General features: G+C 55.5%; 10 protein-coding genes. 2 read left to right on the forward strand and 8 right to left on the reverse strand.

Annotation, left to right across the window (positions count from 1 at the left end; translation table 11 throughout):
• Positions 1-100: 100 nt before the first annotated feature.
• Positions 101-820: a dethiobiotin synthase gene (gene bioD, locus DTL42_RS08310; RefSeq protein ID WP_114368249.1), complete on the reverse strand. Its 720-nt coding sequence runs from the start codon at positions 818-820 to the stop codon at positions 101-103.
• 66 nt (positions 821-886) lie between these two features.
• Between bioD and DTL42_RS08315 the strand changes: the two genes are divergently transcribed.
• A complete protein-coding gene (locus DTL42_RS08315) occupies positions 887-1,774 on the forward strand; it encodes a carbon-nitrogen hydrolase (RefSeq protein WP_114368250.1) in 888 nt (295 codons plus the stop codon).
• Positions 1,771-2,802: an agmatine deiminase family protein gene (locus tag DTL42_RS08320; RefSeq protein WP_114368251.1), complete on the forward strand. Its 1,032-nt coding sequence runs from the start codon at positions 1,771-1,773 to the stop codon at positions 2,800-2,802. Before DTL42_RS08315 ends, DTL42_RS08320 begins: the two co-directional genes overlap by 4 nt.
• 21 nt (positions 2,803-2,823) lie before the next feature.
• Here DTL42_RS08320 and DTL42_RS08325 read toward each other — a convergent pair whose 3' ends face one another.
• From DTL42_RS08325 to DTL42_RS08355, 7 genes are all read right to left on the reverse strand, one after another.
• Entirely contained in the window at positions 2,824-3,162 is a 339-nt protein-coding gene (locus DTL42_RS08325) for a tRNA-binding protein (RefSeq protein WP_114368252.1), read from the reverse strand.
• 3 nt (positions 3,163-3,165) lie between these two features.
• Positions 3,166-3,537, reverse strand: a complete 372-nt coding sequence (locus DTL42_RS08330) for a response regulator (RefSeq protein WP_114368253.1) — start codon at positions 3,535-3,537, stop codon at positions 3,166-3,168.
• 122 nt (positions 3,538-3,659) lie between these two features.
• Positions 3,660-5,372, reverse strand: coding sequence for a PQQ-binding-like beta-propeller repeat protein (locus tag DTL42_RS08335; protein WP_114368254.1), 1,713 nt, complete (start codon positions 5,370-5,372; stop codon positions 3,660-3,662).
• 65 nt (positions 5,373-5,437) lie between these two features.
• On the reverse strand, positions 5,438-8,209 hold the full coding sequence (locus DTL42_RS08340; RefSeq protein WP_234824128.1) for a PQQ-binding-like beta-propeller repeat protein: 2,772 nt from the start codon (positions 8,207-8,209) through the stop codon (positions 5,438-5,440).
• Between the two features lie 203 nt (positions 8,210-8,412).
• A complete protein-coding gene (locus tag DTL42_RS08345; protein ID WP_114368255.1) occupies positions 8,413-8,781 on the reverse strand; it encodes a cupin domain-containing protein in 369 nt (122 codons plus the stop codon).
• Between the two features lie 763 nt (positions 8,782-9,544).
• Positions 9,545-9,994 (reverse strand): hypothetical protein, encoded by a 450-nt coding sequence (locus DTL42_RS08350; protein ID WP_114368256.1) that lies wholly within the window; start codon positions 9,992-9,994, stop codon positions 9,545-9,547.
• A 299-nt stretch (positions 9,995-10,293) separates the two neighbouring features.
• Positions 10,294-11,829, reverse strand: a complete 1,536-nt coding sequence (locus DTL42_RS08355; RefSeq protein WP_114368257.1) for a sulfatase family protein — start codon at positions 11,827-11,829, stop codon at positions 10,294-10,296.
• Between the last annotated feature and the right edge of the window lie 167 nt (positions 11,830-11,996).

Raw genomic sequence — 11,996 nt, forward strand, 5'->3', positions numbered from 1 at the left:
TGGAAAATTTTAGAGGAGTGAGTAACTCGCTGTTTCTGGTGTTCGGTTGGAACCGCCCCCCTCTTGCTGAAAACTGAACACTGGAAACTTCAAACTAACTTCAGTATCGAGACAGATCTGCTAGCGAAACCCAATCGACCGGATCGGAAATCGAATCCGCGTTAAACATCGTATGGGTCAGAAGGGGAACTTGGCAGCGGGCTTCGAGTTCGCTGCGGTTCGATGCGCGGCTGGCGTCGTCTGGTTCAAGCGAGACGTCGTTGAGGACGATTCCAGCGATCGGCAGGCCGTTGCTGTACGAAGTGGCGGTGATCAGCGTTTGCAGGGTCTCGTTGATCACGCCCAAGCGATTCGCCGCCACGACCACCAGCGGGAAACCAAACTCGACGGCCAGGTCGGCTACGTAGTCTTTGTCTGACAGGGGCGACATCAGCCCGCCTGCCCCTTCGACCAAGATCAAATCGCAGTTTCCGGCCTCTTGCTGAGCGAACCAGAAGTGGAGGCCGGTTCGCAAAAGCCGCGTGTCGATTTCTTTGCCTTCAGCCCGAGCGGCCAGATGCGGGGCAAGTGGGGCCTTGAAAGTTTGGGGGCAAATGGCCTGCGGATCCCAAATTCGGCCTGACTTATCCCATAGCGTCCACACGTCTTCCCAGATCGGTTCTCCGTCGCGCCAAATCATGCCGCTGGCCGCCGGTTTGTAAACTCCAACCCGTTTACCGGCATTTCTGAGGCTTTCAGCGATCAAACCGGCCACGTGGGTCTTGCCGACGCCCGTATTATTTCCGGTAATGAAGAGTCCCTGTGGTGGTTTTCTGTCCATAGGGGAAAGGGTACCATTTTGCCAGTTCGCGTCCCAGGGTTTACACGAGGGAAAGAAGCCAGAAAGATGAGCAAGCCGGAAAAGGTCAACGTCGCGGTCGTGCAGATGACTTGTACCGCCAACAAGCAGGCCAACGTCGATAAAGCGATTGAAAAGATCGCCGATGCCGCCCAAAAAGGGGCGAACATTGTTTGCCTGCAAGAGCTGTTTCCTGGGCTCTACTTCTGCCAGACGGAAGACCACATCCAATTCGAACTGGCCGAACCAATCCCCGGGCCAACCAGCCAGCGGATTCAAGCCGCCGCCAAAGAGCACGGCGTGGTCGTGGTGGCCTCGCTGTTCGAGAAGCGGGCCGAAGGGGTGTATCACAACACGGCCGCTGTGTTCGATGCCGATGGGGCGTTTCTGGGCATTTACCGCAAGATGCACATTCCGGACGATCCCCACTACTACGAGAAGTTTTACTTCACGCCGGGGGATGTCGGTTTCCGGACGTTCGATACCAAGTTTGGCCGCGTGGGCGTTTGTATTTGCTGGGATCAGTGGTTCCCCGAAGCGGCCCGCTTGACGGCTTTAACCGGCGCTCAAATCTTGGTTTACCCAACCGCCATCGGCTGGCTGCATCCTGAAAAGGAAGAGTACGGTCCGGCTCAGGTTTCGGCTTGGGAGACGATGATGCGGAGCCATGCGATCGCCAACGGCGTGTTTGTGGCCGCACCCAACCGGGTTGGTATCGAAGAGAACATCGAGTTCTGGGGACATTCGTTCGTGGTCGATCCGACCGGAACGCTGCTGGAAGTGGCTTCGCACGACCAGGAAGAGACGTTGATTGTTGAATGCAATCTGGCTCAGATCGACTTCTCTCGCACGCATTGGCCTTTTCTACGCGACCGCCGCATCGACGCCTACAGCGGGCTGACCAAGCGGTTTATTGATGGGGATATCACCACATGATCGAGCGGCAAACGCCAAAAGCAGAAGGGTATCGCTGGCCAGCCGAGTGGGAACCGCACGTCGGCACGCTTCTTTCGTGGCCGCACAATCGGGAGTCGTGGCCGGGCAAGTTCGAGCCGGTGCCAGGCGTCTATAAGAAGCTGGTAACGGCGCTGAGTGAGGTAGAGGACGTCCACATTCTGGCGGCCGCAGGCGAGGTACTGACCCAGGCCGAAGACCTGGTCGGGCATTTGCCGAACGTTTCGATCCACGCCATTCCGACCAACGATGCCTGGGCACGCGACCATGGACCGAGCTTTTTGAAGGCGCCCCAAGGGAAGCCGTGGATGGCGGTCGATTGGAACTACAACGCGTGGGGCGGCAAGTATCCTCCGTGGGATAACGACGACGCCGTGCCGAGCCGCCTGGCCGAGAAACTGGGCTTTGGCCGCTTTCAGCCAGGCATTGTGATGGAAGGGGGCGCGGTCGACGGCAATGGGGCTGGGTTGGTGCTGAGTACCACCGAGTGCCTCCTGAATCCCAACCGCAATCCGCACCTTTCCCAGGCAGAGACCGAGAAGTACCTGTGCGATTATTTGTGCGCCGAGAAGATCTTGTGGCTGCACCGTGGGATCGCCGGGGACGACACCGACGGGCACATTGACGAGCTGGCTCGTTTCGTCAGTAAGAATACCGTTCTGGCCGCCTACGAAGAAGATTCGAGCGACGAGAACTACGAGGCACTGCAAGAGAACTTCCAAGAGCTGCAAAAGCTGACCGATCAAAACGGGCAGCCGTTGGAAGTGGTGCCGCTGTTCATGCCCAAGCCAAAGTATCAAGACGAGCAGCGATTGCCGGCCAGTTACTGTAATTTCTACATCGCTAACGGAATTGTCATCGTGCCGCAATTCGGTGACGACGCCGACGAGAAAGCCTGCGACGCACTCCAACAAGCCTTCCCTGAGCGAAAGATCGTACCGATCGACGCGATCGACCTGGTTTGGGGGCTAGGAGCGTTCCATTGCATCTCGCAGCAGATCATGAAGTGAGAACGAGTAGAAGGAAGCAGCCTACGCCAAGCGGCTGCCGTTGGGGACTGGTTGGTCGGGGACGGCCAGGGTGACGGTGCCGTCCGCGCCTACGAAACCGGTCACGAGGACTTCGCTGCGAATGGGGCCGATTTGTTTCGGAGGAAAGTTCGTGACGGCGATGATTTGCCGTCCGACGAGTTCTTCCCGGTTATACAGCTTGGTGATCTGGGCACTCGATTTTTTGATGCCGATCGGCTCGCCGAAATCGATCTTCAGTTTGTAGGCTGGTCGCCTGGCTTCGGGGAAATCTTCGGCCTCGATGATTGTGCCCACGCGGAGTTCCACCGCTTCAAAATCGTTCCAACTGATCTCTGACATGGGTTAGCCTAAGTAAGGTTCTAGCTTTTTCAGGGTCGATTCTTTACCGAGGGCCAGCTTGCCGAAACCAGGGACGGCACCTGCAGCTTCAGCGGCGGCCTGGGCGTCTTCGTAGTTGGAAAGCAGCATTACCGGTGTCTGGGCAAATTGCTCGTCGGCTTTGATCGTTTTCATCAATTCGATGCCGTCGGCATGATCGCGATCGAGCTTACGGTTAATGACCACCAGGGCGAACGTTTGTTCGCGCAGCATCTTTAAGGTGTCGGCCGGGCCGTGCGATGGGAGGACTTTGGCATCGAAGTTTCGTTCGATTAGCGATTTGAGGCTGCTGTGATCGTAGCCGCAGTTGCCGACATCGAGAACCAGTTTAGGCATGAGCAAGACTTATCAAGTGAGAGAGATGATTTTTAGGCCCAATGGCCACGAGGAACAAAAAAACGCGGGAGAGCATTGCTGCCACTCCCGCGTCTTGTTGGATGTCGCTGGGAACGAGTAGGTTACTCGCCTCCCTCGGTAATTGCGAAGAGGTGAGTCTTGTTGGCGATGTACAAGACACCATTGGCAACGATGGGGGTCGAGTAGACCGAGTTGCCCATGTTGATCTCTTCGATCGGCTCGGCATCAGCTGGATCGGCAGAAAGCTTGAAGATCGCAACGTCACCATCTTCGTCGCCAATGTAGACATGATCGTCGACAATCAGGGCAGAACCCCAAGCTGCGGCGAACATATCGTAGGTCCAGTTCGGCTTGCCGGTCTTGGCATTCAGGCAGTGAAGCAGGCCGCTAAAGTCGGCGATAAAGAGAATATCGTCCTTGATCGTGACGGTGCCGATGCTGCGGTGCATCGTTTCCTCGAAAGCGATTTCGCCGTCGCCATCTTGATCCGCAGTGGAATAGTGCCAGATCACGGCGCTGTTCGGGTTGGGCACGGCGACTTCGCCATCTTTTTCGATCACGGCTTGGATGCGGCGATGTTCTAGCGGCACACGCTGGCTTCCTTCGATCTTCATCGCCAGTTCGGCGCTCACGTCGCCACGTTTGGTGGGATCGAGGCACCAAAGATGACCTTCCCCTTCACCATGTTCGGGGTCTTGGCCGACGGCGACGTAAACGTGGTCGTCGTAGATGACTGGGGTGGCGATGATGTTGTTACGAGTACCGCGACCACCCAGAACCCACTTCGAGGTCTTCGGATTGCCGTCGAACTTCCAAAGCAGTTCTGGCTTGCCGTCTTTGCCTTTGTCGGCCTTGAACGAATAGATCCAGCCGTCACCGCCAGCGAAAATCACTTGCGGCACGCCACCAAGCGTGGCGACAGCCGGGCTCGACCATTGGCCATGCAAAATGTTGGTGCCGGGTGACTTATCGGTCCATAAGATTTCACCACTGTTTTTGTCCATGGCGAAGAAGCTGGGAGCTTCGGTCGAGGGAATCACGATGTGCGATTCATCGACACCATTCGAAGTGTTGACGAACAAGATGTCGCCCAAGGCGGTGATCGAGCAGCTGCACATGTTGTGCTGCGAGGTGCCCAATTCTTTCATCATGTCGAAAACCCAAACAACGTCAGCTTCCTTTTCACCGGTGTATTCCTCTTCGGTGTAAGGTCCGTCGTTTTCGCCGTCGCGGAAACCATTGGTATCGAGGCAGCGAACTTCACCCCGGCTGGTCACAAACCAGAGACGATCTCCTTCAACGTAAGGAGCACAGCAAATGCCTTGTAGCGGCCAGTCGTGAACGCGACCGGTGGGTAGCTTCTCGCTGGAATGTTGCCACAGGAAGTCGCCGGTAGCTTCATCGAAGCAAACTAAGCAGCCGAGGTCGACGTTGGGGGGGTAGCGATCGATGTAGCCGCTACCGTTATTCGTACCGACGAAAATCTTACCGTCGGCTACGACTGGATTACCGTACGATTGGCTGCCCAGCGGAGCAACCCATTTGATGTTTTCGGAATCTTCCTTGAGCCACTCGCCGGTCGACCGATCGAAACCACCGACTTCCCACGTGGTAGGAATATTGGTGGCAGTGGGCGTGTTGTTGCGTTGGGAATCGCCGCCCCATTGCGGCCAATCCTTGGTCGTTTCGGCTTTAGCCGCCGGCTTCGCTTCCGTCTCTTGAGCGTTGGCTCGTTCTTCCGGCAATAGGGCCGCTACTGTCATGCCAAAGCAGGTTGAACCTACGATGGCGAAGTAAGCGAATGTCGATTTCATGGATATATGCTCGTGAACCAAATAGATGAATCAGGGGGGAAAGGGATGTTAGGTGGGGATTCCGTTTAACTATTCGGAGTCACCGTGATATTGTCCAGGAAGATTTCGCCTGTTTTCGCGTTGCCGAACAGGCCAGGGCTGCCGGTCGTATTCGGAACTTCGTCCACAATCTCGACCATCCAGGCTTCCGGCTCGGCTTCGTCTTTCTTCCAGACTTTTGCTTGCGCCAGGGCAGTTCCATCTTCCTGATTGGACACCTTCAGCTTCATGCGAAACCAGACACCAGGCTCGAGCGTGAAGGGGACATCTTGGGCGATGCGCTGCTGGGTGATCCAGCTTAAAGCTCGGGCTTTCGATTCGTTGCCCATCAAGATGAACTCGTAGCCTTGGGCGATCAAACCGATATCGGGCAGTTGACCTTCCAGCTCGTTCCCCATGACGTCGGCTTCGATCGTATAATCGTGCAGATCGCTATGACCCATCCAGGACTGGCTGCGGGTTCCCTTGGGGATCGTGGTGATCTTGACCATGACTTTGTTGCCGTCCACTTCGCGAACAATGTGACGGTAGCGGGCCCCAACCCAAGTAATGGGTGGCTCCCCCTTTTTGGTCTTTTCGTCGATGGTGATCTTCTCGAAATCAAAGCTCCACGGCAGATTGGGCACAATCCGCAAACGGGCTGAACCGGTCAAATCGTCGACCTTGGCGGTGACATAAGCGGGTTGATGAGCGGCGTCTTGGTTGGCGGTCAACTGGCCAGACTTGTCGATGCTGGCTGGACCTTCAACACTGAACTCCGCCGAGTCCGCATCTTTAAGGAACTGGCCTCGCGAGTTGAACAGCTTGACCTGGTAATCGATCTTGTCGCCAGGATAGATCAGCGCTTCGGCAGGAATCACTTGGACGTGAGCTGGCTCGGGATCCTCGGAAACGGGATCTTCCTGCGGTGTTTCAGGCAGGCCGCTGAAACCGGTTTCTTTGCCTTCGGTTCCCACACAGTAGAGAGCACTGGTGGTGGGGAAGTAAAGTTTACCGTGAGCACAGATGGGCGAGGCCAGACCATCGCCATCGGGCAAACGTCCCTTGGTAAGGATCTCGACGTTGCCATCTTCTTTGATACCGAGCACGTAGTAACGACCGTTTTCGGTGATGGTGTAGATCTTGCCGTCGGCGTACAACGGCGAGCCAAACATCTTGGTTCCCAACGCGGTCTTCTTGAACAGCTCTTCGCCGGTGTTCGGGTCGAGAACGAACAATTTGGCGCGGTCGTCAATCACGTACAACTTGTCGTTCACATACAGCGGAGCACTGCGATTGCCGTTCAGTTCAACGACTTTCCACTTCTGGCCGGTGACCGAGATATCGCCTGATTGCGTAGCATCGACCGCCACGACAGCACCCATCGTGTTGTCGACGTCGATGATAATCTTGCCATCTTCTTCGCGTGGGCTCACATTTTCTTCCCCTTGGGCCATGAAGACGGTGTCCCCTTCGATGATCGGGGTGCCGTACAAACCACGAGCTGCGAAAGAGAAGCTCCAGTTGTGTTGGCCGGTGCGGGGCTGAATGCTCCAGATCTTGCCGTCGCCAGCACCGATGATGTACTGCGGAATGCCGTTGACGATCTTAATGCTGGGGGCACTATAGGTGGTGTCGTAAGGAAGGGGAGTCGTTTGAGTGAACCATACCACTTCGCCTGTCTTTTTATTCATGCCCAGAAAGCGGTGAGCTGGTTTGGCCATGTCGCCCCAGCCGATCACGATACCGCTGATGATGACCAGGTCTTCGTAAACGATCGGGAAGTTCGTTCGGCCACCGTAGGTGGTCAGCATGCCAAATTCTTCGTGCATCTTGCGAAGCCAAACCGTCTTACCGGTATCGGCGTCGATACATTGGAAATGGCCAGCAACCCCCAAAGCGAAGACGGTGTTCGTTTCCGGATCGGCAGTTACCGACGACCAGCCAACACGTTCGACCGGCACGTCGGAAAGATAAACGTTGAAGCGGTTTTCCCAGATGGTGTCGCCGGTCTTGGTATCGACACAGACAACACGTTCTCCTTCACGAGGCGTTCCTTGTTCGGCTGCGGCCAGCATGAAGAGCTTGTCGCCCATGACAACCGGTGTGCTGCGCGTGCCCAGGTCGTCGCGAGTCCAAAGTACGTTGCTCCCTTCGCCCCCTTCTGGATTCCAGCTATCTGGCAAACCGGTAGCGCGAGAAATGCCGTTGAACTCAGGGCCGCGCCAATAGAGCCAATCCTGAGGATCGACCTTGCTAGCAGCTTTCGCCGAGGTCGCGGTGGTGGTTGTTTTCGCGGAAGCAACTTCTGCGGCGGGTTCTGCTTTTGGTGGGGCTTGGTTGGCAGAGGTCGTTTCAGCAGCGGGCTTCTCTGGCTGCTCTTCTTTTTGCTCTTCCTTCAATTCTTCCTTAACCGCTTCCTCTTTCTTCATGGCGTCTTCCGGAGTTGGCGTGACCTGAGGGGGTGTCAGGTCTTCGCTATTCGCGGGAGGATCGGTCTTGATATCCAACGCTTCGGTTTTGCCCTGAAGATCGTCCGGGGTGAGTACCGGCGTTAATTCTTCGCTGGGCAATGCCGGAGTGACTTCGGCGTTCTCGACAGCCTTTTCGGTCTTGTCGGCTGGAAGATTGGCCGGGTCTTCTAACGGCTCGGGTGATTTATCGCGAGGAACGGTGGTGTTGAGGGTTGTGTTGTCGGTGGAAGGACGCCCAGTAGGAGGTGGCGTGCATCCAAGTGACGTGACAACGAGAGACAACAACAGCACCAACGTCGCTGAGGCCGCCGTTGGAAAGTGCATGAGAGCGATAGGCCGGAACATAGGTATCTCTAGAAATCGTTGGAGGGTGTAGGCGAAACGCAGCTTCCAGCTTATACCTGTTTAAACGACTATGCAAGGATTCTCCGGTCTGCACAGTTCAGGAAGGGGAGCAGGAAGTTGCGGCTGCTAGCAATCTGGAGGCGAAAAATAGGGGTTCTAAGGCAGGATTTATGGGCAGCCTCCTAGTGAAGCCAGCGGGTGGACTATTCGTCGAACCATTCGTCCGTAGGATCGAACTTGGGGAAAACGATATTCACGATCTTCATTTTGCCAAGTGCCCGATGCCGGGTGCCTGGTCGAATCATGATGCACATTCCAGGATGTACCGGCAGAATCTCGTCGTCTAGCTCCATTTTGGCATCTTCGCCACACTCGAGAAAGAAATATGTCTCGGTAAGTCTTTTGTGGTAGTGAGTTTTGGCATCTGTTGAGATTTCGGTGACGTGGATTGTGCCTGGGTAGTCACTCACATCAGCCAAACCGCGCTTGGCCGTGCCACAAGGGCAGGGCACCCCTGGGATCTGGGCGAAGTCAACGATTTCGTATCCTTGTGCGGGCGGCGTCGAGGGCATGCTTGCTCCGGGTAATTGGGCGGGTCGTGGCTCGTTTTAGGCGGATGAGGCCCCTTTGCTTCTCAAATATTTTACCTGCCACGCGCCGGAGGGGATACCGAGCGAATGCTGTTAAGCTGTAGCGAATAGCATGTATTTTGCGGCCCCAGGTGGTTGAGTTTGATGGTTGTCAGAGGGGTGTTAATCGTCAAGGTTTGCCTGGCTTGCGTGGCAGGTAAACTTCTCGCAAACAGAGAGGTAAACCAAGTAGCTGAAATTGGTTTCGAGTGATCAAGCCTAGCCTCCGAATCCGCCGATACGGACATTCAGACATAACTACACAGGTATGTCGAAAACGGAATTCCCTCTGGCGGATCATGAGGGGCTGCCGAGTTTCGATGGGGAACTTCGGGTCAAGGATTGGCTCGACGAAACTTAGGTAGAGGACTGTGGAGACGATAGAGACCAATTCTCTTTGATTAACCAGGTTCGACTACACGCTCAAACTCCTGAGGTTTGTTGTCCAACCCGCCATATGGACAGCTTTAGGGGTGCGAGCAATCGCGGCGTGGTAGTCGCATACCGTGATTGTTCACGAGAGCGCCGGCCTGGCGACAGAGGATATTGGGATCTGGAGTCCACCACTCAGAAGGAGAAATGACTCGATGAAATGGAACATGCTATTGGCAACGCTGTTGGTCACCTTCGTGTGTAGCCAAGCGACTGCCGGGGGACTTCTGAACCAAATGCTCGGTACCGGGTGTGGTTGTGATACGTCCTGCTGTCAAACACCGAAGTGCTGCACGCCAAAGCCGCGTTGCTGCATGCCGAAACCTTCTTGCTGTGCTCCGGTTGCCGCAACTTGCTGTGCTCCGGAACCGACCTGCTGTGCTCCTGAAGCAACTTGTGCTGCTCCTTCGGCTTGCGACGCTTGTGACACTTGTGCCACCAGCTGCTGCAAGAAGAAGCACTGCACTCCGCTTCGTGACGCTTTGCACAACTTGTTCTCCTGCAAGAAGAGCCACTGCGGATCTTCGTGCGGTTGCGAACCTTCGTGTGCCGCTCCTGAAGCTTCGTGCTGTGCACCAGAAGCAACTTGTGCCGCTCCTGCTGATTGCGGTTGCGAACCAACCTGCGGTGCTCCTTCGTGCGGTTCGTCCTGCCACAAAGGTTGCGGTCTGTTCTCCGGCAAGTGCGGATGCCAAAAGTCCTGCACCCCGCTGAAGGACGCCATCGCTCGCCTGTTCTGCTGCAAGAAGAGCTGCGGAACGAGCTGTGGTTGTGACACCGGCTGCGATGCTGGTTGCGGCGACGGCTGCGGTTGTGGTGCTACCTACTCGGCTCCGGCTGAAGCTGGCGAACCAACCGAAGCTGACATGATGCCACCGGCTCCAGTTCCGGCTGACACCATGACCTACGTTCCAGCTCGTCGTCGTCTGGTTAGCGTTCACTAAACCAAACGAAGACTGCTCGAAATAAAAAAAGCCTGGCTGGGGAAACTCAGCCAGGTTTTTTTATGCGCCGATTGTTTGATTACTGCTTGTCCTTTGGCTTCGGCGTATCGTCTTGGTACTTCTTTCGCAGTTCGTCCAGCTGCTGATGCATCTTGGTTTGCACCTCGGCATAGTCTGGGTGGCCATAAACGCTGTTTAGTTCGTGGGGATCTTCTTTCAAATCAAACAGCTCCCATTCGCCGAGCTGATAGTAGTTGATCAGCTTGTAGCGTCCATCGAATACGCCGTAGTGTCGTGGCACGCTGTGGGCACCAGGGAATTCGTAATAGTGATAATACAACGCCGGTCGCCAGTTTTTGGGGGCATGGCCGTCGCCTTCCAAGATAGGTAGCAGGCTTTCTCCTTGCATCTCGGCCGGGATCTTCACACCGGCAGCCGCCAGCATGGTTTCGGGGAAGTCGATGTTCATGACCAAAGCATCGCTGACAGTGCCAGGTTGGACGTGACCGGGCCAACGCACCAACAACGGTGTGCGGAACGATTCTTCGTACATCCAGCGTTTGTCGAACCAGCCATGTTCGCCGAGATAAAAGCCTTGATCCGAGGTATAGATGACCAGCGTGTTGTCGGTGAGGCCTTCGTCGTCCAGGTAATCGAGTACGCGACCAACATTCTCGTCGACCGAGTCAATGCAGCGAAGGTAGTCTTTGATGTAGCGCTGATACTTCCAACGCACCAAGTCTTTGCCGGTTAAGTTAGCTTCTTCAAAGGCTTTGTTTTTCGGCCCGTATGCCGCGTCCCAGGCCTCTTTCTGCTTTGGTGTTAAGCCGCGCGCAGCATTCAATTTGAGATCGTTTTGGTTCATCGTTTTGGCGATCGTCATGTCTTGGTTTTTCGCTCCGCTGGCCCGATTGCTGTAATCGTCCCACATCGTTTCTGGCTCAGGGAACTCGACATCGTCGTACTTGTTCAAGCGCTTGGGGCTGGGCATCCAATTGCGGTGAGGGGCTTTGTGTTGGTAGACCAACAGAAACGGCTTGTTGGGATCCCGTTTTTCTTTCAGCCAGTCGAGTGCGATGTCGGTGATGATATCGGTAGTGTAACCTTCGTACTTTTTGGGCCCCTCCGAGGTCAGCATCTGCGGATTGTAGTAAGGGCCTTGGCCGCGCAGGACGCTCCAAAAATCGAAGCCAGTTGGGTTAGAGACTAAGTGCCACTTGCCGACGACCGCCGTTTGATAGCCTGCTTTTTGCAGCAGCTTTGGATAAGTAAGTTGGCTACCATCGAACTTGCTGCGATTGTCGATGAAGCCGTTCAAGTGGCTGTACTTACCGGTCAAGATCACTGCCCGTGCCGGCCCGCAGATGCTGTTGGTCACATAGCAACGATCGAACCGCATGCCTTCTTTCGCTAGGCGATCGATGTTCGGAGTTTGATTCAGTGCGCCGGGATAAGCCGAGATCGCCTGATAGGCGTGGTCGTCCGCCATGATGAACAGAATGTTCGGCTGCTTCGGTTTCGTGGTATCCGCCGCTTGGGCTGACGAAATTACTTGAAGACTGAGCAGTGTGGTCAAAAGAAACAAGGACGCAAAGAAGCGGAACGTTGAGGACATGAGATCTCCCAGCAAGCCAGCAAAAAAAGGTGGGACAGACGAAGTTCGACTACGACGCGCGCGTGAACCCCAGACAAGGTGAGCCAGAAATGAGCTGTTACTCATTTTGTAAGCGGACGAAAGCAGAGTCAATTCGTCGGCGCAAGCAAATGCAGAGCGGTACGCGG

Source organism: Bremerella cremea (assembly GCF_003335505.1).
GTDB lineage: Bacteria > Planctomycetota > Planctomycetia > Pirellulales > Pirellulaceae > Bremerella > Bremerella cremea_A.